General features: G+C 47.9%; 21 protein-coding genes and 2 riboswitches. Of the genes, 10 read left to right on the top strand and 11 right to left on the bottom strand.

The features are described 5' to 3' along the window. Positions 1 to 55: 55 nt before the first annotated feature. Complete coding sequence (locus BLU03_RS10155; protein ID WP_093107588.1) at positions 56 to 478, top strand: CBS domain-containing protein; 423 nt, start codon at positions 56 to 58, stop codon at positions 476 to 478. 48 nt (positions 479 to 526) lie between these two features. Here BLU03_RS10155 and BLU03_RS10150 read toward each other — a convergent pair whose 3' ends face one another. Both BLU03_RS10150 and BLU03_RS10145 read right to left on the bottom strand, forming a co-directional pair. Further along, positions 527 to 1,432, bottom strand: a complete 906-nt coding sequence (locus BLU03_RS10150; protein WP_093107586.1) for a response regulator — start codon at positions 1,430 to 1,432, stop codon at positions 527 to 529. Next, entirely contained in the window at positions 1,410 to 2,699 is a 1,290-nt protein-coding gene (locus tag BLU03_RS10145) for an ATP-binding protein (RefSeq protein WP_093107584.1), read from the bottom strand. Before BLU03_RS10145 ends, BLU03_RS10150 begins: the two co-directional genes overlap by 23 nt. Before the next feature lie 113 nt (positions 2,700 to 2,812). Here BLU03_RS10145 and BLU03_RS10140 point away from each other — a divergent pair, with 113 nt between their 5' ends. The 3 genes from BLU03_RS10140 (at position 2,813) to BLU03_RS10130 (ending at position 7,464) form a co-directional block, all read left to right on the top strand. Further along, the gene (locus BLU03_RS10140) at positions 2,813 to 4,051 is read left to right on the top strand and encodes a dicarboxylate/amino acid:cation symporter (protein WP_093107582.1); all 1,239 of its coding nucleotides are present in this window, start codon (positions 2,813 to 2,815) and stop codon (positions 4,049 to 4,051) included. A 29-nt stretch (positions 4,052 to 4,080) separates the two neighbouring features. Next, positions 4,081 to 5,508, top strand: coding sequence for an aspartate ammonia-lyase (gene aspA / locus BLU03_RS10135; protein ID WP_008588120.1), 1,428 nt, complete (start codon positions 4,081 to 4,083; stop codon positions 5,506 to 5,508). A gap of 144 nt (positions 5,509 to 5,652) precedes the next feature. Beyond that, positions 5,653 to 5,760, top strand: a riboswitch (SAM riboswitch). Between the two features lie 90 nt (positions 5,761 to 5,850). Then, complete coding sequence (locus BLU03_RS10130; protein ID WP_093107580.1) at positions 5,851 to 7,464, top strand: sodium:solute symporter family protein; 1,614 nt, start codon at positions 5,851 to 5,853, stop codon at positions 7,462 to 7,464. A 116-nt stretch (positions 7,465 to 7,580) separates the two neighbouring features. Here the strand turns inward: BLU03_RS10130 and BLU03_RS10125 are convergent, their stop codons facing one another. After that, positions 7,581 to 8,096: a pyridoxamine 5'-phosphate oxidase family protein gene (locus BLU03_RS10125; protein ID WP_008588118.1), complete on the bottom strand. Its 516-nt coding sequence runs from the start codon at positions 8,094 to 8,096 to the stop codon at positions 7,581 to 7,583. A 220-nt stretch (positions 8,097 to 8,316) separates the two neighbouring features. Continuing rightward, a riboswitch (TPP riboswitch) is annotated at positions 8,317 to 8,427 on the top strand. A gap of 96 nt (positions 8,428 to 8,523) precedes the next feature. On the opposite strand from BLU03_RS10125, the gene BLU03_RS10120 reads away from it, so the two are divergent. Genes BLU03_RS10120 through BLU03_RS10100 form a run of 5 tightly spaced genes read left to right on the top strand, consistent with a single transcriptional unit; the run spans position 8,524 to position 12,262 of the window. Continuing rightward, complete coding sequence (locus BLU03_RS10120) at positions 8,524 to 9,171, top strand: thiamine phosphate synthase (RefSeq protein WP_008588115.1); 648 nt, start codon at positions 8,524 to 8,526, stop codon at positions 9,169 to 9,171. Beyond that, positions 9,164 to 10,252 carry a glycine oxidase ThiO gene (thiO, locus tag BLU03_RS10115; RefSeq protein WP_008588113.1) on the top strand — a complete coding sequence of 363 codons (1,089 nt, stop codon included), beginning with the start codon at positions 9,164 to 9,166 and terminating at the stop codon, positions 10,250 to 10,252. Before BLU03_RS10120 ends, thiO begins: the two co-directional genes overlap by 8 nt. 24 nt (positions 10,253 to 10,276) lie before the next feature. Continuing rightward, positions 10,277 to 10,480: a sulfur carrier protein ThiS gene (gene thiS / locus BLU03_RS10110; protein WP_008588111.1), complete on the top strand. Its 204-nt coding sequence runs from the start codon at positions 10,277 to 10,279 to the stop codon at positions 10,478 to 10,480. A 1-nt stretch (position 10,481) separates the two neighbouring features. Continuing rightward, the gene (locus BLU03_RS10105) at positions 10,482 to 11,246 is read left to right on the top strand and encodes a thiazole synthase (protein ID WP_093107578.1); all 765 of its coding nucleotides are present in this window, start codon (positions 10,482 to 10,484) and stop codon (positions 11,244 to 11,246) included. Continuing rightward, the gene (locus BLU03_RS10100) at positions 11,246 to 12,262 is read left to right on the top strand and encodes a thiazole biosynthesis adenylyltransferase ThiF (protein ID WP_093107576.1); all 1,017 of its coding nucleotides are present in this window, start codon (positions 11,246 to 11,248) and stop codon (positions 12,260 to 12,262) included. The genes BLU03_RS10105 and BLU03_RS10100 overlap by 1 nt, the downstream gene beginning before the upstream one ends. Positions 12,263 to 12,590: 328 nt before the next feature. On the opposite strand, the gene BLU03_RS10095 is transcribed toward BLU03_RS10100, so the two are convergent. Further along, positions 12,591 to 13,274, bottom strand: a complete 684-nt coding sequence (locus BLU03_RS10095) for a nucleotidyltransferase domain-containing protein (protein WP_093107574.1) — start codon at positions 13,272 to 13,274, stop codon at positions 12,591 to 12,593. A gap of 186 nt (positions 13,275 to 13,460) precedes the next feature. On the opposite strand from BLU03_RS10095, the gene BLU03_RS10090 reads away from it, so the two are divergent. Beyond that, positions 13,461 to 14,366 carry a DMT family transporter gene (locus BLU03_RS10090; protein WP_093107572.1) on the top strand — a complete coding sequence of 302 codons (906 nt, stop codon included), beginning with the start codon at positions 13,461 to 13,463 and terminating at the stop codon, positions 14,364 to 14,366. A gap of 40 nt (positions 14,367 to 14,406) precedes the next feature. On the opposite strand, the gene BLU03_RS10085 is transcribed toward BLU03_RS10090, so the two are convergent. The 7 genes from BLU03_RS10085 to ureG form a co-directional block, all read right to left on the bottom strand. Then, a complete protein-coding gene (locus tag BLU03_RS10085) occupies positions 14,407 to 14,847 on the bottom strand; it encodes a hypothetical protein (RefSeq protein ID WP_093107570.1) in 441 nt (146 codons plus the stop codon). 68 nt (positions 14,848 to 14,915) lie between these two features. After that, entirely contained in the window at positions 14,916 to 16,373 is a 1,458-nt protein-coding gene (locus BLU03_RS10080) for an ABC transporter ATP-binding protein (RefSeq protein WP_093107568.1), read from the bottom strand. A 4-nt stretch (positions 16,374 to 16,377) separates the two neighbouring features. Further along, positions 16,378 to 17,220 (bottom strand): ABC transporter permease, encoded by an 843-nt coding sequence (locus BLU03_RS10075; protein ID WP_245698821.1) that lies wholly within the window; start codon positions 17,218 to 17,220, stop codon positions 16,378 to 16,380. Further along, complete coding sequence (locus BLU03_RS10070; RefSeq protein ID WP_093107839.1) at positions 17,217 to 18,191, bottom strand: ABC transporter permease; 975 nt, start codon at positions 18,189 to 18,191, stop codon at positions 17,217 to 17,219. The genes BLU03_RS10075 and BLU03_RS10070 overlap by 4 nt, the downstream gene beginning before the upstream one ends. Positions 18,192 to 18,221: 30 nt before the next feature. Continuing rightward, positions 18,222 to 19,829, bottom strand: coding sequence for an ABC transporter substrate-binding protein (locus BLU03_RS10065; RefSeq protein ID WP_093107566.1), 1,608 nt, complete (start codon positions 19,827 to 19,829; stop codon positions 18,222 to 18,224). Between the two features lie 93 nt (positions 19,830 to 19,922). After that, positions 19,923 to 20,747 carry an urease accessory protein UreD gene (locus BLU03_RS10060; RefSeq protein WP_093107564.1) on the bottom strand — a complete coding sequence of 275 codons (825 nt, stop codon included), beginning with the start codon at positions 20,745 to 20,747 and terminating at the stop codon, positions 19,923 to 19,925. Further along, complete coding sequence (ureG, locus tag BLU03_RS10055; RefSeq protein WP_093107562.1) at positions 20,740 to 21,360, bottom strand: urease accessory protein UreG; 621 nt, start codon at positions 21,358 to 21,360, stop codon at positions 20,740 to 20,742. The genes BLU03_RS10060 and ureG overlap by 8 nt, the downstream gene beginning before the upstream one ends. Positions 21,361 to 21,412: the final 52 nt, after the last annotated feature.

Here is a 21,412-nt window from a genome sequence, read left to right as displayed (position 1 = left end):
AAGTAAAAACTTCTAAGTGGAAAGCGAATTATTCAATCAGAAAGGTGGAGGAATCATGCCAGAACTTAAGAATTATATGAATACCGAGGTAGTAGCTTGTGAGGCATCCGACACTTTGACAACTATAGCGAAACGGATGAAAGATAAAGAAGTAGGCTTTGTCGTCATTACAGAGCAGGATAAGTACGCAGGTGTAATTACGGATCGTGACATCGTAGTGAACGGCTTGGCTAAAGGATCCGCGGAAAATGTAAAAGCTTCAGACATTATGACGGACAAAGTCGTTACGGCTACTTCCGATATGGAAGTACAGGAAGCGGCGCGTCTGATGCAGGATCACCAAATCCGCCGCCTTCTTGTAGTAGATGAAGATAAAGTGAGCGGTGTCGTAAGTATAGGTGATATCGGTCTGCAGGGGTCCGATGAGATTGCAGGCTATATTATGGGTGAACTATCCAAAGGCTCCGCCAACAACTGAGTTCAAACGAAAAGCTGAGACAGGGATCCCCCCCTCGTCTCAGCTTTTTTACGTCTGCATCCGGCGTTTTGCTTCCCAGTACAGCATCTGAATAAATTTCTTCGTATCGACTCTTATTCTGTATCTCTTCTCTTTCTCAAGCTCCATCATTTTCTTCCGTACCTGTTCATAGTCAAAAAATGTCGAAGCGTATTTACTGAACACAGGATTGCTGAAATCATCCAGTCCGACCGAGGCGATGTGCGAAATACCCTGATGTACAGCCCTCCGGACGCGCTGTTCCGCCGCTTTCACTTCCCGCTGCAGACCTGGCTGCTTCGCTCCTTCTTTCATCTTGTCGGCAGCCGTCTTCTGATAGACATTCTTCAGGGAAGTTATTTCCTCTCCCCCCGTCATATTATTCTGATCCAGATAATAGATGATATCCAGCAGATCCCTGGAGCCGTTCTCCCCGACCATTCCGAGTTCCACCAGTACTTTGTATCCTTCTTCCTTAATGCTTCTGGAAGCAGCCGCACTCCCGGTTCCGGCGCTTTTTCCCGTTACCGCCTGCAGAGACTGCTGAATATTTTCTATGGATCGCTCCAGCACCAGTCTTTCCTTAACTTTTTTCAGAATGTTGACCACCTCGATCCGGTTCAACGGTTTCGTAATGTAGTATTCGATACCGAGTGAGTACGCTTCCCCTATCAGATCTTTACTTTCCATCTGGGATATCATCACCGTTTTTCCCGTATAGCTTCCGCTGATCTCCCGCATCGTCTCTATGCCGTCTCTTTCCTGCATTAAAAGATCAATCAGCAGGATATCCACCTGATGAGCCTCAAGCAGTGCAGCATCCACTTCCCGGCCGTCGGTTCTTTCTCCGGCCACCGTTCCGAGATCCGCATCCTCTATCATCTCGGCGAGCATGGCCCTCACCGATATATCATCATCCACGATGAAGTAATTCATTGTCACTCCCCATTTCCATTAATTTTTCCTCTGGAATCCGAATTAAAAAAGAAGCTCCCTGTACTGACGGAAGCAGCCGGATTCTCCCGTCCATTTTTTTCACGACTTCCCGTACATAGGACAGCCCTATCCCTGTAGACGGAGCGCCGGCAGAATCGAACTTGGACGTATAGCCTTCTTCAAAAACGACCTCCTCCATCCTTTCAGGAATCCCCGGACCATCATCGGAAACAGTCACTTCCAGATGTCTCCCTTTCCTTTCCACTATCAATTCCACGTTGCCTTCTGCGTCAATTGCTTCTACGGCATTAGAGATAAGGTTGTTCAGTACGGAAAGGAGTACGTAGGTCGGATAACGATTTTCCCCCGTTTTATTACGGAGCGTGAAACGTACGTCTTTCCGAAGAAGCTCAGCATAAGCTGCATTGGCCTTTTCCAGTATACTCCCTATCTCTTCCATACTCAGCCAGGAAGTGTCACTTTCCCTTGAAATCACGTTCGATAACCCGGCGTAGATCCGCTGGTTATCTTTTTTTATTTCGTGCACTTTATTCGCTATGACAAGCAGAGAGGAAGACTCCTCCCTCCCGCTTTCCTCTTTCATATTCCGGTAAAGCTCGTAACTCTCTTTCGTAACCGTTTCGGCATCCCGCATCGTTTTGGACAGATGAACGGCCTCCGTGTACAGACCGGACAGCACCATCATCATATGCTCCTTCTGCTTTTTCTGCTGCAGTTCTTCCGTTTTCGCCTGTTTATACAGCAGGATGTTGAAAAAACCAAGGACGAAAAAACTGCGGATAAAAGCGACCTCCAGCAACAGCCCTATCGTTCCGAAATTCACCGGCTGGTCCATGACTCCGCTTCGCAGCAATATCTCGGCCGTACTTGCCATAATCTCCAGGGAAACTCCTAACAGCCCGACCAGGACAGGTTTATGGTAGTACTTTGAAACCTTCAGGAAACGGAACAGCAGTCCGTAGGTGAGGTAATAAAAGAATACCGGAAAGTGGGTGGAGAACGCTTCCTCAAGCGGCACGGAACTTCCGTACACATCCAGTCCCGTCCGGAACAGCACGACCGACGTCGCTACTGCCAGTGTCAGGGTGACCTGGCGCAGATTCGCCCTCCATAGCAGAAAAAAGAAAAACAGGGGGGTGCCGAAACTTACCCGGAAGCTTCCCTCGAACGGATAAAATTTGAGCTCTCCGGCCAGCGGCACCATCACAATAACCATTATAACAATCAGCAGTTTCTTTTTAATCATCAGGGTCTCTCCTTCAAAAATTCACGGATTTAATTGTATGTATGCGTAGATTTCTGTATGTATCCGTAGGTATGCGCTTACATTGTGTATTACATATTGACTGGAGGGTTGTTATGAAAAATAATCTCGTATTCCAAATATTCATCGCTTTCTTTTTAGCAATTGTTCTCGGCATTTTCGTCGGACCTGACATACAAGTAGTACAGCCGCTCGGAGATCTTTTCCTCAGGCTTATTAAATTTATCATTGTTCCCCTCGTTCTGTCTTCCCTGGTAGTCGGAGTTGCCAGCACCGGGGATCTGAAAGAGCTCGGGAACCTGAGTTTCAAAACAGTTTCCTACTACATGGTGACGACAGCGGTCGCCATCTCCATCGGGCTTCTGAGCGGAAATCTGTTCTCTCCCGGAACCGGAGTTGATATTGAAGTTCCGGAAGGTGAACAGGTCGCTGCCCAGGAAACTCCCGGAATTAAAGAGACGCTGCTGAACATTGTGCCGACCAACCCGATTGCCGCACTTACGGAAGGTAACATGCTGCAGGTCATCTTCTTTGCCATCTTCCTCGGCATCGGTATCACGATGGCAGGTGAAAAAGCACGTACACTTTATCAAATATTCGATCAGCTGGCGGAAGTCATGTATAAAATCACCGGTGTCGTAATGAGATTCGCCCCCATCGGTATATTCGGCCTTATCGCACCTACCGTCGGGGAATACGGGGTGTCCGTACTGTGGCCTTTATTCAAGGTCATTCTCGCGCTGCTCGTCGGCTCACTCGTGCACGTTCTGCTCGTCTACTCGTTTTCCGTGAAAGTTTTCGGCAAGATGAGCCCCGTCACTTTCTTCAAGGAACTGATACCGGTCATTATGGTGGCTTTCAGTACGTCCAGCAGCTCGGGAACTTTACCTATGACGATCAAGTATTCCGAAGAAAAATTGAAAGTACCGCAAAAGATCAGCAGTTTCGTACTGCCGCTCGGCGCGACCATCAACATGAACGGTACAGCCCTGTATCAGGGGGTCTGCGTGCTGTTCGTCGCTCAGTACTTTGGAATGGAACTGACCTTCATCGATCAGCTTACCGTCGTGCTGACCGCTACACTGGCTTCCATCGGAACCGCCGGCGTCCCGAGTGCCGGACTTATTATGCTGTCGATGGTTATGACTTCCATCGGTCTGCCACTCGAAGGTATAGCACTGCTCGCAGGAATCGACCGTATTCTGGATATGATCAGAACTTCCGTGAACGTTCTCGGGGATGCATCAGCCGCAGTCGTTGTCAGCTCGTCTGACAGGAACCACCCCGATGTTCTGGAAGACGAAGAAAACTACACAACCGCCCACTACGGGTAATAAGAATCCACAGGGAAAGGAAAGATACCATGAACCGTTTATATCGTACAGAAACAGACTCTATCGGAGAAAAAGAGATTCCCGCCGAAGCTTACTACGGAATCCAGACACTGCGTGCCAAAGAAAACTTCCCGATTACAGGGTACAACCTCGATGATTCCATGATTACGGCCGTGGCTATGGTCAAAAAAGCGGCAGCTATGGCGAACAGGGACGCCGGCCACCTCCCTCTTCACATAAGCGAAGCTATCATCGGGGCTGCCGATGAACTGCTGGAAGGCTATTACCATGACCAGTTTCTTGTAGATCCTATCCAGGGCGGAGCCGGTACTTCCGTGAATATGAATGCGAACGAAGTTATCGCAAATCGGGCTCTTGAAATCGCAGGACGGGACAAAGGCGACTACGATTATATCAATCCGAATAACCATGTGAATATGGCACAGTCGACCAACGACGTCTTCCCTACCACAATGCATATCGCTGCTGTAACCGGGATGACCCGGCTGGAACAGACGATGGAAACGATGGCTGATACATTCGGTAAAAAGGCGGCTGATTTCGATCACATCATCAAAGTCGGACGTACGCACCTGCAGGACGCCGTTCCGATCCGGCTCGGACAGGAACTGAAAAGCTACCAGCGTGTGATCGAACGCGACCTCAACCGGATTAGACGCTCCAAAGATAATCTGTTCGAAATCAACATGGGGGCAACAGCGGTCGGTACCGGTCTGAACGCCGATCCGGTATACACGAAGCTCGTAGTGGAGTATCTGGCTGACATCAGCGGACTTCCGCTCAGGGCAGCAGAGAACCTGGTAGACACTACCCAGAACACCGATGCTTACACGGAAGTTTCTTCCGCTTTGAAAAACACTATGACGAGCATGTCCAAAATAGCGAATGATTTTCGTCTGATGGCCTCCGGGCCGAGAACCGGACTGAGCGAAATCACTCTCCCGGCCCGACAGCCGGGCTCGTCCATTATGCCCGGGAAAGTGAACCCGGTCATGCCGGAAGTTATTAACCAGATCGCTTTTCAAGTTATGGGAAACGACCACACGGTGAGCATGGCTTCAGAAGCCGGACAGTTGGAGCTGAACGTCATGGAACCGGTCATGATTTTCAATCTGCTTGAATCCATCACTGTTATGAACAACGGGTTCGGCGTTTTCACGGATCTGTGCCTGAAAGATCTGCAGGCGAACGAAGAAGTACTCCGGGAGAACGTGGAGAAAAGCCTTGGAATCATTACGGCTTTAAGCCCGCACATCGGTTACGAACGCTCTTCACAAATCGCCCAGGAAGGCATAAGAACGGGCAAAACGGTGCGTACCCTCTGTATGGAGTATGAGGTTTTGAATTATGAAGACCTGGAAATTATTCTCGACAGTTATGAAATGACCTACCCGGGTATTGCAGGAGCACACCTGAAGGAAGAAATGACAGTCTGATACAGCAGCTTTAAAGGGACGCCCTTCGGCTTCCCTTTTTTTGAGAACGAAATACAGTCCTGTCTTTTCTATTTTTCGAAATTTCTAAAAAATCATTGACATTCCTTTTCTTCCCCCGGTAGAATGAACGTTAATTTCATACACATCTTATCAAGAGCGGTGGAGGAATCTGGTCCTGTGATCCCGCGGCAACCTGTTCGTAAAGAACAAGGTGCTTCTTCCAGCAGACACTATCTGTCTGAAAGATAAGAGCAGGGACGTTCAGGAGAACCCTTCTATTTTTCTTACGGAAAAGTGGAAGGGTTCTTTTTGTATGTACAGATATGTAAAGGAGGAGAGGAAATGAATTCTTACGGAGTATGGGTTATTTCACTGGCGCTGTTATATACGCTCGCGTTAATCATCGTCGGCAACGTGGCAAAGCGGAAAGCCGGCCGGGGCGAGCAATATTTTATAGGGGGACGGACGTTCCGGTGGTGGACGGTCGCTTTCTGTATTACAGGTCTTTTTTCGGGTTCAACGTACATATCGATTGTGGAGCTTTCGTATCTTACGGGGATCTCAGCTATATGGTACGGGGTCGCAGAAACACTGCAGGTTCTCCTGATCGCCCTTCTGCTTATAAAATCGTTCCGGGAGAAATTGATCGTCACCATCACCGGATTGATCGGTGATCAGTTCGGCAGACGTGCCAAAGCTTTATCCGGCGCCATTACGGCCTTCGCTTTCCCGATGTGGTCGGTGGCCACGGCCATTGCATTCGCTTCTGCCTTCCACGTCTTCACCGGCGTGTCTCTGTCTTTATCCGTGGCGTTCACAGCCCTTCTTTTATTCGTCTATTTACAGTCGGGCGGCATGTGGGCGGTCGCCTTTACACAAACGATGAACACTATCATTTTCGCCCTCATGTTCATAATCGGTGCAGCAGCGTTCTTCATTAAACCCGGCATTTCCGGTCTGCAGCAGCTGGCAGTCGAACAGCCCGGGATGTTCGACTGGGACGGAGCCGGTCTTCAGGTCATTCTCGTATGGTTTGCCACATTTCTTGTGAACGTCATTTTAGCTCAGGCTGCTTTCCAGATGGCTCTGTCCTGCAGAACACCGGAAGAAGGGCAAAAAGGACTGATTGTGGCAGAAGTGATGAGCATCCCCTTCATTCTTTTCGGGATCCTCTTCGGCCTCTCGGCGGCTGCGGTTGTCCCCGATGCAAGTCTCGGTCTCATAGCACTGCCCCGGTACCTGATGGGAGTCCTCCCCGCTCCGCTGGTCGGGATGTTCTTCCTCGGTATCTGGGCCTGTGCTCTCGGGTGGGGTGCCCCGTGTCAGTTCTCAGGCGCTACAAGTCTCGGAAAAGATGTGGGGAGCGCTATCTTCCCTGACGCTTCTCCCGAAAAGCTGGTCACGTATACGAAATGGTCACTGCTGCTCCTTACAGGCCTGATGATTGTCTTCGGCTTCCTGCGTACGGAACAGTCGGCCTGGTGGAACGTACTCGCCTGGACGATGAGAAATTCCGCAACCTTCGCTCCTGTAGTTGCTGCGCTGTTCTGGCCGCTCGTTACAAAAAGAGCTGTTCTCGGTTCTCTGTTCGGAGGCTTCACAGCAGGCTTGCTCTGGTATCATTTGAGCAACTGGCACCCGTCGGATTTCTTTCTCAATATCCATCCGGTCTGGGTGGGGATGAGCGTCAATATTCTTACCATGATAGTATTCACTGTCGTTTTCAGTTACGGCACCTGGAAAATATCTGCTGCCACCCCTGTAAAAAGCAGTATAATACTCGGAACAGTCGTCGTCCTTTTGGCAGTTAACGGTTATTTTTACGAGACGCTTCACGCCGCCGGAGTCATCGGACTTACGTTATTTCTGAATGTATTAGCCGTGTTCATCGGGAGTATCATGTTCATTAAACCGAAATCGGCCACAATGGTTACTAAGAAGGAAGTGGTATCTTAAAAATCATTGAGACCTTCGTCGTCACTAAACAGAAACATCTTCCGATACGAACAAAATCCCCGTCCCGAGTCAACGCTCCGGGCGGGGATTCTCTGCTTTCAGAAAAATGATCGTATCTAGTTCGAATTTTCGTCGAAATGGACGGTGTCTTTCAGTTTATTCTTGTCGTCCATGGAATTGCTGCTGGCCATCTTTTTCACGAATTCTTTAACGGTTTTGACGTTCACACCTGCTTCCCAGTATTCAGCAACGTCAGGAGTCACTTTTACAAGCACAACGTTCGGGTCTTCGGCAGAAGCGTTCAGTACTTTTTCGACAATTTTATTCCAGTACTCTTTCTTCTTCTCCACGTCCTGCACGAATTCAGCCGTTCCACTGATAGACACGTAGGAACTGCCGGCGTAGGCCAGGTTCACCGAAGGGTTATTACCGATATCCCTGTATTTATCTGTATCTTTCTCCGTGATAAACCAGAATTCTTCCTCGTCCAGCAATACTTCCTGGGTGTGCATCGGACGGGAACTCAGTCTGCCCTCCGGAGATACGGTCGTCAGCATCGCCACTTTTTCATCTTTGATGAGTTCTTTGATCTGCTTAAGGGTTTCTTCATTTTCCGAATGTTTATCAGTCATAATATCTTCCTCCTTCTGGTGCCAGGCATGTTTTGATATCCACCCTTACTATTCCCTGTTGTAGAAGCAGTTACACTTGCTGCCCGAACTTGTACATTACGCTTTTACAGCTTCGGTATGTGAAAGCTATGAAAAACAGGAGTAACTATAAAAATGAATGTTAAAAAACACACTGTTGACAATACTTGTACAAATGTTAGAATTTTACTTACAATTTAATATAAATCACTAGGGGTGCCTTTTCAAAAGGCTGAGATCAGAGTAATCGACTTTGAGACCCTCGGAACCTGATACGGTTGATACCGGCGAAGGGAAGTGTGCGGACGATATTTTTGCTATTTTTTGTTTAATCATACGTTCAAAGTCACTTTTCTTTTACCAGGAAAGTGACTTTTTTAATTTCAAAAAACGATAAAGGGGGGTCTCAGTGAAACTTGAGCAACCAGGTCAGGACAGTATAGGAAAACTTCATGTCATCTCCACTGGTCAGCAGCCTGGTGAAGAGCTGATGAGAATAATAGGTCAGGTGCTCCCCTATGTGGATTCTGTACATCTCCGGGAAAAAGAATGGAGCGATAGACAGATGATATGTTTTACCCAGCAGCTTTATTCCGTGGGAATGCCCATGCATAAACTTATTCTTAACCACCGGGCGACCATCGCCGACAAGGTAAAGGCTAAAGGGGTACAACTCACTCATGCAAGCATGAATCAGGTGAAAGTTCGTCGCCTTTATCCGGATTTGACGATCGGCTGCTCCGTACACTCCGTACAGGAAGCCGTCAGAGCCTGGCACGATGGCGCTGATTATTTAATCTTCGGTCACGTTTTCACCAGCAGTTCGAAACCCGGATTGTCCCCTAAAGGTATAAGAGAACTGAAAAAAGTCGTGCAGCATGTAAGAGTGCCTGTTTTAGCAATTGGTGGAATTACTCCGGAAAATACCAACGTCGTGATGGAAGCCGGTGCCAGTGGAGTTGCCGTTCTGTCCGGTGTGCTGCTAGCTGATGATCCCGTTGAAAAAGCTGTGGCCTACAGAGAAGCGATACGCAAAGGAGGCGCAGGAAATGTATGACGTTATTATTGCAGGCGGAGGTGTTATCGGTAGCTCGATCGCTTTTCAACTCTCTAAAAGAAACTATCGCGTGCTCATAATAGAAAAGGAGGAAATCGGACAAAAAGCCTCCAGAGCTGCAGCCGGAATGCTGGGGGCGCAGAACGAAGTGGGTCCTGACAGCCCGCTCTCCCGGCTCGCTCGTGAAAGCAGAGAAATGTTCCCTTCTTTAGCAGAAGAACTGGAATCTGTCAGCGGCATAGACATTGAACTGATTCAGAATGGCATAGTCAGAGTCGCCCGTACCGAAGAAGAAGCGAAACAGTTAAAACGGGAGAATGAACGTCAGCAACGTTCGGGAGATTGTTCGGAATGGCTTTCACGAAGCCGGTTACAGGAGAGAGAACCCCGTCTTTCCCACCTCTCCGTTACAGGGGGACTCTACATGCCCGGAGACGGCCAGGTCAATGCCCCATCGTTAACAAAAGCACTGGCACATGCATCCGTTGAATTCAGTACAGAGATTATGGAACATACGGAAGTGCTGGATGTTCTGACCGAAAACAGACACGTAACCGGAGTCAAAACAACCTCCGGAAATATTTTGGCACAAACGGTCATTTCTGCTGGTGGGACGTGGAGCCGGGAGCTTTTCGAAAAAACGGGCTACACATTGAACATGTATCCGGTAAAAGGCGAGTGTTTCTCCGTTTATCATAAAGAACATCTGACGACGGCAAGCATATTTTCACCTGGCTGTTATATCGTACCGAAGGCCGGCGGCAGGTTCATTGTCGGCGCTACACAAAAACCTGATGACCCGAATAATTCTGTAAGCATCGGAGGTCTGCGTTCTCTGATGGAACGTGCTATCCGTTTAATTCCTGACCTGCAGCATGCGGAATGGGGCGAAGCTTGGAGCGGGCACAGGCCCAAGACACAGACAGGCCTCCCCTATATGGGGGAACACCCGGAAATCGATGGGTTGTGGGTAGCGGCCGGCCATTTTCGCAACGGTATTTTATTAGCTCCGATCACCGGGTCGCTCATGGCGGATTATATTGAAGGAAAACCTGTATATGAATCCTTTAAGATTCAGTGATAGATACGTTAAGGAGGCGATTCTATGGAACTTTTGATTAATGGTACAACGGTGCAATTATCAAATAACATTACAACTGTTTCCGACGTCATCGATTATTTCATACCCGACCGGCCGGCGGTCGTCGTTGAACACAACGGAAACATTCTGACTAAAGAAAATCACTCGACCGTAAATGTTAAAGACGGCGACAAAATAGAACTGGTTAATTTTGTAGGAGGTGGTTGACATGCTAACTATCGGTAATAAATCTTTTCACTCCCGCTTACTGCTCGGAACCGGCAAATATCCGGATGTCAATGTACAAAAACAGGCGGTAGATGCATCCGAAACAGAAATACTGACTTTCTCTGTCCGCCGAATGGATATTTTTGAATCTTCCCAACCCAATCTTTTGGAAAAAATCAGCATCAGCAACTACGACCTTTTACCGAACACGGCAGGGGCATATACAGCCGAAGAAGCTGTACGAACGGCCAAGTTGGCTTATGCCTCCGGTCTTTGTGACATGATTAAAGTGGAAGTGATCGGGGACAAAAAATCGCTGTTGCCGGACCCGGTGGAAACACTGAAAGCTACCGAAGAACTTTTGAAGGAAGGATTTATTGTCCTCCCTTATACATCCGACGATGTCGTTTTAGCCAGGAAGCTGGAAGAACTCGGGGCTCACGCTATCATGCCGGGAGCGTCACCAATCGGATCGGGGCAAGGCATTATCAACCCTCTGAACCTGAGTTTGATCATTGAGCAGTCACACGTACCGGTGATTGTGGATGCAGGTATAAGGTCTCCACAGGACGTGGTCACGGCTATGGAACTCGGAGCGGACGGTATTTTGCTGAACACAGCTGTATCTGGCTCTCCAGACCCCGTAAAAATGGCTGAGGCGATGAAACTGGCCGTGCAGTCAGGAAGACTCGGATTCGAGGCCGGAAAAATACCAAAAAAACGGTACGCTACCGCCAGCAGTCCGGAAGAGGGAATCAGTTTCTGATGGAACAGCGTTACTCGAGACAAACATTATTTTCCCCCATCGGCACTGACGGACAAAGAAAATTACAGCACGCCCATATCCTAATTATAGGGGCCGGGGCTCTCGGGACCAGTACAGCGGAAATGTTTACCCGTGCCGGTGCCGGCAAAATAACGATTGCAGATAGAGATTACGTGGAATGGAGCAATCTTCAGCGACAACAGCTGTACACTGAAGAAGATGCACAGAACCGCCTTCCAAAAGCTATTGCACTGAAGGAGAAGTTGGAAGCTATTAATCAGGATGTGAGAATCAAAGCTCACGTTACGGACGTGACGCCCTGGAATTTGGAAGAGCTCATCGGCGGAGTGGATCTGATGCTCGATGCTACAGACAATTTCGAAATCCGTATGATTATGAATGATATTTCCCAGAAGCACAATATCCCCTGGATTTATGGGGCAGTCGTCGGAAGTTACGGTATCAGTTACACGATTATCCCCGGGGAGACCCCATGCCTCCACTGCATGATGGAACAGGTTCCGCTCGGCGGTTTAACTTGTGATACGGCCGGTATCATCAGCCCCATCGTTCAACTGGTAACGGCACATCAGGGGGCAGAGGCACTGAAGATTTTAACCGGGAACCGGGATGCGTTACGTGAGAATCTCGTTTCTTTCGATCTATGGAGCAATCAGCACTCTTCTATTGATGTGCAAATGCTTAAAAACGATAATTGTTCATCGTGCGGCGCCTCCCCTTCCTATCCGTTCCTGGATTATCAAAACCAGACCAGGACAGCTGTTCTGTGTGGGAGGGATACAGTCCAGATCCGTCCCTCCTCCACACGTAAACCGGATCTGAAGCGAACGGCCGAAGACCTTTCTCCATTAGGTGAGGTCGAACAAAACCCGTTTCTCCTTTCTTTCTCCACTGGTGCTAACCGGCTTGTCCTGTTTCAGGACGGACGCGTACTGGTGCATGGTACCAGTGATATTGCGGAAGCCAGGTCCCTGTATCACCGATATTTTGGTTAAAGTGGTGTAATGCCCGCTCTGTTAATCGAGTTCTTAGCAGTAACCTTACAGGTTTATCTGTAACGCTCCATGGTTTGGGGTGTATCACCCCCCAGACTTTTTCATTTGGATAGTACGTATCGTTCTTATTATTTCAACTTTTGAATACGCAAATTCCTGTTCCGGATTACGCAAGTGGCAGATGGATTTTTCTTTCTTTGTTATAAATATCAAGCCAATTTTCTGTTTCCTCTTCGATCCAGTTCCCAAAACAATCCAGAAACTTCTTTATTTCTCCAGAATCGGATGAAGGATTTATTGCATACCAAAGAGCCGTCCTCATTTCTTTCTATTTCTCGGGATAATGCTTCGAAAACAATTCATATGCCGGATACAAATCTCTCGTATACGCCTCTTCCTGAATTATAACAAGCGCTCCGCCGGCTCTCACTATGATCCGCATAATCCATGAACAGCAATCTTCAATATCCTCTGTATCTTCATTCCCTTCAAGCTCGCGTCTGGCTCTGTCGATCAAAGTGGACAGATGAAAGAGATGTTCGTTAGCAAGAGAGCTGTCGGGTTTGTAATCGGGAAGCTGACTGATAAGGTTTTCCCCGTACACACAGACCCCGTAAGTTTTTAAAATGAACGGTATCATAGAGCAGTACTCGTATTCTTTCACTTCCCTGAGGGAACTGAATCCCAGCTCAACACCATTGATAAAAGGATATATCTGATCGATAAACCGGGTCGCCTCTTCCGTCCACCCCAAATCAAGGTTTTCAGGATCGGATTGAGTTACGATGATTACGTCTACATCCGACACACCTTCCACCTCTGCCCCTCTTGGCACGGATCCTCTCAAATAAATACTGTGGACTTCCCCCGGCAAAGCGGACAGACAGCTTTTGTTAATAAGCTCGATGATTTCCTGGAATTTACTATCGATACATGTAAAATCGGCCTGGTTGATGATGTAGCCTTGAGTATCCAGAGGACACAACGTTCCTATTTTTTTGATTTCATTCATTTGTAATTATTACCCCCATCTTTTTTTCTTCCCCATATTTCATTTATTCTTTCCCTCCCCGAATACTCCTGCCCCCTTTACCTGGAAAATCATTTATTCTTCATCAAAGCGGAAAGATATACAAACGGGTTTCAAAAGCTTAAAATATATAAGTCGTTACTTTAGAAAGAGGAGACTGGATTGTACATGTTAAAAGCTTATTCCTGGCTGGTTTTCTGCGTCGTCGTATGGGGCAGCAATTTCGTTTTCGGGAAAATACTGCTGCAGAGTTTCTCCCCGGCATTACTGACGTCTTTGCGGCTTTTCTTTATTGTGTTGCTGTTGCTCGGTCTGGCGTCCTTCACAAAGAAACGTGTGAATCGTTTAGGTAAAACAGAATGGATAGCGATTTCCGTCTTAGGGGTTATTGGTGTATTTATCAACCAATGGTCTTTTTTTGTTGGACTGGAAACGGCAGACCCGACAACGTCCGCTCTCATTCTTGCCACGACGCCTATTTTAGCCGGCGTTCTGGGGGCCACATTCCTGAAAGAGAGATTGACGGTCCGTATGCTGCTCGGGTCGGTAATTGCGATTACCGGTATCTTTCTCGTGGTTACGAAAGGAAGTTTTACGGTTTTACAGGTGGATAGAGGACTATTATGGATAGTAGTGACAATGATAACCTTCGCCATAATGATCATAATGACACGCGTGCTCTCGAAGCGCATAGACTCGCTCCCTATCACTCTCTATTCCAATATTATCGGCTTTCTCATATCCATCCCTTTCGTCTTTATGTGGGATGAGCCGATACGAGTCGGTGTCACGGCTTTCGACTGGGCTTTCCTGATCGGAACTGCGATTACCGTTCACGGAATAGCTACGCTCATATGGAATACGAACATCCGGCAGGTGGATGCCTCCAAAGCTTCCATCTTATCGAACCTGGAGCCGTTCGTGGCCATGATTACAGGACTCGTGCTGCTTCATAAACCCGTTACGGATGTGGAAATAGCCGGAGCTCTTCTGATAGTGGGCGGTGTTATATTCTCAACCTATCAGCGCAGGCGGCGTGTCGCCGCCCGGAATGTTGCAGTTTCCAGAAAATAAATGAGCGTGTATCCTGATTACAGATGCACGCTCACAGCTTTTATGAATTATTTTTTTTATGCTCTTCGACCTTTTCATGCAACTTCTTCTCCACTTTCTCTACTTTGTCATCGCGTACTTTACGTCTGGGTTTTGGATGGAACCACTCTAACTTCCCATCGCGGACGATCCCTTTAAATTCTTCATCCTCTATCTTCAGCCTGAACTGATGAGCTTCATGGGATTGATCTTCAAGAAAAGGTTTCACTTCAATTTCATCGGTTTCATCAGTCTCTTCCTCATTCAACAAACGGTGAACTTCTCCTTCGATCCATTCCAGCTGATCCGGGTCCACGTCCTGTTTAGGATGAGGATGGAGCCACTGAATTTCATTATCATAGAAATTCCCTTTGAATTCTTTGCCATCCAGAGAGAAGCTGAAGCGTTGACGTTCGTGAACTCTTTCTTTGTACACTTTTTCCACGTTAAAATCATCGAACAAAATAAACACCTCACAAGTATGACTTAGTTACCGCTTTCCCGAAACCTTCTCTTATTATGCATTATTTATTATTGTTTTCTGACATTTTCCTCGAAGTTTATGATGCGGTCACTCACTTGTTGCAGCAGGCAGTAATCGTGACTGATTGCAAGGAGACCTATATTTCTTCGTTTAGTCAGTCGCAGCACAGCTTCCCATATTTGTGCCTGTGTAATAGCATCGAGCATAGTAGTGATTTCATCAGCTATCAGATATTCAGTATCGGCACCCAGGGCCCGCGCAAGACAGAAACGCTGCAGCTCACCACCGGACAATTCACTCGGGTAGCGATCCAGCCATTCATTCTTAATCCCGAGTCCCTCTAACAATTCGCTATCCAGCGCGCCGCTTTCGGCTAACACCTGCCTCATCCGCCATCTTGGATTAACCGCTTTTTCCGGATGCTGCCATATTAACTGTACTGGTGATGCGACTGACAGGGAGAGATCCTTTCCGTCAATTTCCACGGTCCCGGCATGCGGCTTCAAGTATCCGGCAATAATTTGTGCGACTGTCGTTTTTCCGGAACCGCTACACCCCGACAAACCCACAACCTCTCCCGGGCTAACGCTAAGGTCGAAATCTTCAAAAAGAGAAGGACCATTCGTGTATTGATATTTCAACCCTCTCACTGTAAGCTGATGATTTTCCGCTTGGCCCTCTTTTTCCCCCGAAGTGTTCACTGAGATGAATTCATTTTGCGGAAGCGCCTTCCACAATGCCTTCGTGTAGTCCTCTCTCAAATGTTCCCCGGCCCCTGTAAAATGCTCAGCAGCCGCAGTCTCGATTGTTTCCCCTTCATTCATGACTACAACGCGGTCGGCCACCTTTAATGCTGTAGGGACATCGTGAGTAATTAACATGATTCCCTTCCCTTCGTCCGCCAGTTCTCTGATATATCCCCTCAATTCCTGAAGAGACATCGGGTCCAGCCCCGGGGTCGGTTCATCAGCAATGATCAGTTCCGGGTCATCCATAATTGCCGTGGCCGTCAGAACCCTTCTGGCCATACCGCCGGACAATTCAAACGGGTATTTCTTCTCCGCTTGCGGCGGCAAGCCCATCCGCTCAAAAATAGTACGTTGAGAAGCTTTGCTTTTGACACCCCCGCCGGCTTTTCGTACCTGTTTCCCAGCTTTCATCAATGGGTTGAGGGCATTGACGGACTGGGGAATCAGGGAAATCTCTTTTCCCCTGAGCTGCTTTTGCCGGTCATCGGTCAGAATTTCTTTTTTGTAGTACAACTTGCCATCGCACATGGCATTTTCCGGGAGAATAGCGAGTATGGCGTCCGCCAGCAGACTTTTTCCGGAACCGCTTGCCCCGATTACAGCAACAACTTCTCCTCTGTGGATTGTTATATTTAATTTATGGATCACCTGCATCCTCTGTTCACGCAGACCTTTTTTATATACACGAAAAGAAAGCGAAAAATCCTCCACTTCCAACAGAGGAGCTACTTTTGTTTCTGAATTCGTTGAGTTCAATTCTTTATACTCCTTTCTGTCCGTGGAAAGGATCCGCCCACTTGCGTAAATTCCTTCCAAGTATATCGAAAAGCGCCACCATCAGGAGGAGGGACAAACCCGGAAAAACAGCCAGCCACCACATTCCAGTGGATAAATATAGCATGGATTCCGATAAAATGATTCCGATGGCAGGCTGCTCCGGCGGAAGACCGAAGCCAAGAAACGTAATGGCCGCTTCATGCAGAATTGCATGGGGAAAGAGAAGAACGAATCCGATGAAAAGTTGCGGGCGGAGGTGTGGGATTATATGATGCCTGGCAATCCAGAGGCGTGATTTCCCGAGTTTCCGGGAAACACTCACGTATTCAGCATTCTTCACCTGCAGCATTTCAGCTCGGAGCACGCGTGTCAGGCTCGGCCAGTGGGTAAAGGCAAGACCGACGACCACACCCTGAAATCCCCCGCCCATTGCAAAGGAAATCAGGAGCAGCAAAACGATATGAGGTACACTGAGAAACAAATCGATCAGCCAGGTCACTACCCGGTCCGCCTTACCGTTTACGGAAGCAAGAAGACTGAATACAAGCGCGATCACCGTACTGGAGAAGGCCGCAAGTATGCCGACACCGAAACTTATGGTCACCCCTTTGAATGTACGGGTGAGCATATCCCTGCCCAACCAATCCGTTCCGAATAGGTGATGGAGCGAAGGTGCCTCGTTCATGTCCTCCGGCTGAATTTCCAACTGTTCCTCTCCGATCCATAGACCTGAAAGGACCATTATCAAAAGAAGCAGGAAAGATACGACTATGGAAGTGATGGTCCGCTGCCTGAAACCCATTTTCAAAATTTTTCCGGCCATCATACCTCACCTCTTCGCATACGTGGGTCGATTGTTTTGTACAGAACGTCCGCCGCTGTATTTCCGGCAAACACAAAAACTGTACTGCACAAAACAATTCCGAGTAGCAGAGGTACGTCCCCTCCAAGGCCTGCTTCTACAACAGCCTGACCAAGACCCGGATATGAAAAGACCTGCTCGGCAAGCACCGCACCGCCGAACAATTCACCGAATGAAGCAAAATGAAGGGAGATGGCAGGAAGTGAAATATTGCGCAGGCCATGACGCCGGAGGAGCGTGAGGCCGTCTTCCCCTTTTGCTCTGGCAAAACGTACGTACTCACTGTTCATCACTTCAACAAGTTTCTGCCTCGTATGCAGAGCGATATTGGCAAGGCCGACGATGCTTAACGTCAGCCCAGGCAGGATTAAATGCCTGAGCCGGTCCGAAAACGTAACCTCCTCCGCCAGGATTCCGGCGGGGGTCCCGAAGCCGATTGGAAGCCAACCGAGCCACACTGAGAATAACATCAGCAATAAAAGTCCGAGCCAGAATGCAGGCGTGGAGGCCAGGGTGAAACAGTAACCCTTGATCAGCTTATCCATCCACGAGCCTTCGTTCATCCCGGCAATTACTCCGAACGTAAAACCAAACAGTCCCGAAAGCACCCAGGCCACACTCATTAATGCGAGCGATGCCAGAAAACGCTCGGCAATCACCCCGGCAACCGGATCACGGTAAATGAGAGAAGTACCCATATCTCCTTGCAGCAGATTCTTCCCCCATTGAAAAAGCTGTTGCACGGGAGGCTCATTCAGCCCCCAGTATTCGGCAATATTCGCACGCTGCTCCGGGCTGACTTTTGTCATGTCTGCACCGATATAAGACTGCACTGGATCGATTGGTGAATTGTTCACCAGGATATAAGAGAAAGCACTTACAGCCACCAGTAAAACTGCAAGTCTCATACACTTTCCGAAAAAATACGAAACCATCCGTTTAACCTGCAACGTCTACCCTTCTTTCTATTTCTCTTCTTTCCAGTGCCATTGCTGAATAGAGTCTGTTATCGGCCATCCGTGTCCGTGCGGCTGAATTTTCTGTTTACCGATTTCAAGATCTTCATTTATAAAATATAAGTGACTGAGGTTGACGAGCCACGCCCACGGTGCATCGCCCCTTGCGGAAAATCCTGTTTCACCGTCCCACTGCGCTTTCTTCCAGTAGCTGTTCGCCTCTTCCTGAGAGGTCGCCCGCAGAGCCTGATTCATATAGTCATCCACGACAGGGTTGGAGTAATAGTTGATATTGTAATACCCTTCCCCTCTTGTCTCACTGCTGTATAAATTGTAAATTTCCAAAGGGTTATAGCTTCCCCACCCCATCATTACAGGATTAGAATACATCAGTTTCTCAAGCTCGTTCCAACTTTTTCCTTTCGTTTCCACTTTTATTCCCAGAGGCTCTATCATATCTGCGAAAGCAATGGATAAAGACTGACGGGTCTGATCCCCGGAAGGGTAATAAAGCGTAAATTCAGCAGCAAGTCCATCTTTCTCACGTACGCCATTCCCGTTCGTTATCCAGCCAGCATCTTTGAGCATTTTTTTTGCGTCTTTCATTCTTCCGTCTTCAATGACAGTTTCCGGATTCCACCAGGGTAACTTGTCGGCAACGGAATAGGCGGGAGTGCCGCTCCCCTGTAAAACTCCATCCACTAAAGCCTGGCGATCGACTCCTATGTTAATCGCTTTTCGAATAGCTTTATCCGCAGTGACGTCATTTCCAATCGGTGCTCCCTCTTCCGTTTCATTTCCTTCCGGCACGAACGGAAACATAACGCCCCGATTGTCCACGCTTTCCAGTTCAACCAGATTCATACCCTCTACATCTTCTTCAGCAAGGGAAGGCGTTACCGATGCTACATCAACTTCCCCCGATTTTGCAGCAGCAAACGCGGCATCTTCCGAAAGAAATAAGAACGTCAATTTCTCGTACTCCGGCTTTTTTCCGTAGTAATGCGGGTTAACCGTCACGATAATCTGCTGCCCTTTGTCCCACTGTTTCAACTGGAACGGCCCGGACCCGATCGGATTCTCATTATAGTTGTCGTCATAAGCATGTTTCGGAACGATACCAGTGGAAACCAGCAGATCGATGAAGGTAGATTGAGGTTTCTTCAATGTGAATCGCACCGTGTACTTATCGCTCGCCTCTACGCTTTCCATATTACTAAGATCTATTACAGAATCGCTATTTTTTGCTGTTTCATATGTAAATACAATATCTTCTGCAGTTAAAACTTCTCCATCTGAAAATTTGGCATCTTTCCGAAGATCCACTGTCCATACCAGACCGTCATTGCTGACTTCATACTGCTCAGCCAGATCATGTTCGATATTGAAATTCTTATCATACTTTAAAATAGTGCTTTGAAAAAGCGGAGAGCCGTAACGTCCCCACCCTGTCGTCGGGTCAAAACCTTCTTTCGGCTCCCCGCCGATGGCAAGAACCAGACTTTCTCCTTTACGTTCAGGGTTTTCCTTTTTTTCGGCTTTCTCTTCCTCACTTCCTCCACAGGCACTTAACAGAATAACGATAGCTGCAAGCAGTACTATAAATATTTTTTTCATTTAATGGTGTCTCCTGTTCTCCGTTTATCATGGTAGTTAAAACATAGCAGAAATGATAAAGCCCGACAATGCATAGTTTGTCGGACTTTACCGTCAGTATTTCCTCAATGAGCCCGGCTTTGTCTGAAACCATTCCTGGCTTATAAGATGGTGGACTTTGGTAATGATCCGCTCTATCACCTGGGTGTAGTTAGCCAGTATGCGAATGGTGAAACCCGGGACAGCAAGCTGTGAGATGCCGATGGTAACATCTTCGTCCTCCTGCTGGATCAAGTCATATATCCGATCGGTCAGCCCGGGCTCTACCTTGTCGCTTATAACGATGAACGAGCCCAGGTGGGTATAACCTTCCATGAAACCCATCCCGGTGATGGGCTGTTCACCTGGATTCAATTTAATATGATCGTAAGAAATCAGCTTACCTTCCATGTAAAACTCATTGATGAGACGGAGGCAGTCATAACTGAAATCTTCTCTTTCCGGAGACCACCCCGGTGTAAGAATATCCGAGTATAAAAAGGTGGAGCCTTTTGACATATGGACAATGTTCTTCTGCAGGTAGCGGGCATCCTTATATGCTATTAGCGGGTCGGGCAGATACTCGAGGTAACTCCCTTCTCCGAGATAAAACTCAGCCTCCTGATAGGCCTGTGTATTCGGTGTTTTGTATACTTTGGTGGCTGATTGGGTCGTCAGGGTAAGGCCGGCATTTGTACCTGCCGTTATCTTCATCCGGTAGGTGTCTCCGTCCAGGTAGCCGCCACCCGGATTCAGAATATAGTAGCTCGGGTGCCCGGAGTGATGACTGTAAACAGGGCGCATAATTTTGAATGCGCCCTGAAAGTAAAGATTTTCGGTGATTGTTTTATCCTGAATTCTTTCCGTATCGAGCTCAAGCTCGCCCGTCCATTCAGACATCCTGATGCAGTCCTTTAAGCAGTACATCCTGTCTGATCCAGTCGATTACTTCATCGAGCCCCGTGTTGTCCTTCAGGTTCGTGAACACATACGGCTTGTTTTTACGGAAAATCTTCGTATCCGATTCCATTCTGCTGAGATCCGCTCCTACATACGGAGCCAGATCGGTTTTGTTGATTACAAACAGGTCAGATTTAATCATTCCCTGCCCGCCTTTACGCGGAATCTTCTCTCCCTGGGCCACGTCGATGATATAAATCGAAAAGTCGACAAGTTCCGGGCTGAAGGTAGCCGCCAAATTATCGCCACCGCTTTCAATAAATATCAGTTCAATGTCCGGGTGCCTTTCCTGCAACTCTTCTACCGCTTCCGCATTCATCGAAACATCTTCGCGTATGGCTGTGTGCGGGCACCCTCCTGTTTCCACTCCTATAATTCTGCTTTCCGGCAGGACGCCGTTCTGATTCAATATTTTAGCGTCTTCTTTCGTATAAATATCGTTGGTGATGACGCCCAAACTGATTTCCTCGTTCAGCTCGCGGGTGATTTTTTCCGCCAGTTCCGTTTTTCCAGCCCCTACGGGACCACCTATACCTATTTTAATCGGTTCCATTTATAATCCCGTCCCTTTCATTGTAAGAAATTGGTCGATGGTATCCACCGCC

Source organism: Salimicrobium album, from assembly GCF_900107115.1.
GTDB lineage: Bacteria > Bacillota > Bacilli > Bacillales > Halobacillaceae > Salimicrobium > Salimicrobium album.
The sequence above is the reverse complement of the archived record's forward strand: the minus strand, read 5'-3'. Positions and strand labels throughout refer to the sequence as shown.

Excerpts from the sequence above, each read along its gene's own strand:
- BLU03_RS10155 (WP_093107588.1), top strand. The coding sequence starts at position 56 with ATGCCAGAACTTAAGAATTATATGAATACCGAGGTAGTAGCTTGTGAG.
- BLU03_RS10150 (WP_093107586.1), bottom strand. The coding sequence starts at position 1,432 with ATGAATTACTTCATCGTGGATGATGATATATCGGTGAGGGCCATGCTC.
- BLU03_RS10145 (WP_093107584.1), bottom strand. The coding sequence starts at position 2,699 with ATGATTAAAAAGAAACTGCTGATTGTTATAATGGTTATTGTGATGGTG.
- BLU03_RS10140 (WP_093107582.1), top strand. The coding sequence starts at position 2,813 with ATGAAAAATAATCTCGTATTCCAAATATTCATCGCTTTCTTTTTAGCA.
- aspA (WP_008588120.1), top strand. The coding sequence starts at position 4,081 with ATGAACCGTTTATATCGTACAGAAACAGACTCTATCGGAGAAAAAGAG.
- BLU03_RS10130 (WP_093107580.1), top strand. The coding sequence starts at position 5,851 with ATGAATTCTTACGGAGTATGGGTTATTTCACTGGCGCTGTTATATACG.
- BLU03_RS10125 (WP_008588118.1), bottom strand. The coding sequence starts at position 8,096 with ATGACTGATAAACATTCGGAAAATGAAGAAACCCTTAAGCAGATCAAA.
- thiO (WP_008588113.1), top strand. The coding sequence starts at position 9,164 with ATGTATGACGTTATTATTGCAGGCGGAGGTGTTATCGGTAGCTCGATC.
- thiS (WP_008588111.1), top strand. The coding sequence starts at position 10,277 with ATGGAACTTTTGATTAATGGTACAACGGTGCAATTATCAAATAACATT.
- BLU03_RS10105 (WP_093107578.1), top strand. The coding sequence starts at position 10,482 with ATGCTAACTATCGGTAATAAATCTTTTCACTCCCGCTTACTGCTCGGA.
- BLU03_RS10100 (WP_093107576.1), top strand. The coding sequence starts at position 11,246 with ATGGAACAGCGTTACTCGAGACAAACATTATTTTCCCCCATCGGCACT.
- BLU03_RS10095 (WP_093107574.1), bottom strand. The coding sequence starts at position 13,274 with ATGAATGAAATCAAAAAAATAGGAACGTTGTGTCCTCTGGATACTCAA.
- BLU03_RS10090 (WP_093107572.1), top strand. The coding sequence starts at position 13,461 with ATGTTAAAAGCTTATTCCTGGCTGGTTTTCTGCGTCGTCGTATGGGGC.
- BLU03_RS10075 (WP_245698821.1), bottom strand. The coding sequence starts at position 17,220 with ATGATGGCCGGAAAAATTTTGAAAATGGGTTTCAGGCAGCGGACCATC.
- BLU03_RS10070 (WP_093107839.1), bottom strand. The coding sequence starts at position 18,191 with ATGGTTTCGTATTTTTTCGGAAAGTGTATGAGACTTGCAGTTTTACTG.
- BLU03_RS10065 (WP_093107566.1), bottom strand. The coding sequence starts at position 19,829 with ATGAAAAAAATATTTATAGTACTGCTTGCAGCTATCGTTATTCTGTTA.
- BLU03_RS10060 (WP_093107564.1), bottom strand. The coding sequence starts at position 20,747 with ATGTCTGAATGGACGGGCGAGCTTGAGCTCGATACGGAAAGAATTCAG.
- ureG (WP_093107562.1), bottom strand. The coding sequence starts at position 21,360 with ATGGAACCGATTAAAATAGGTATAGGTGGTCCCGTAGGGGCTGGAAAA.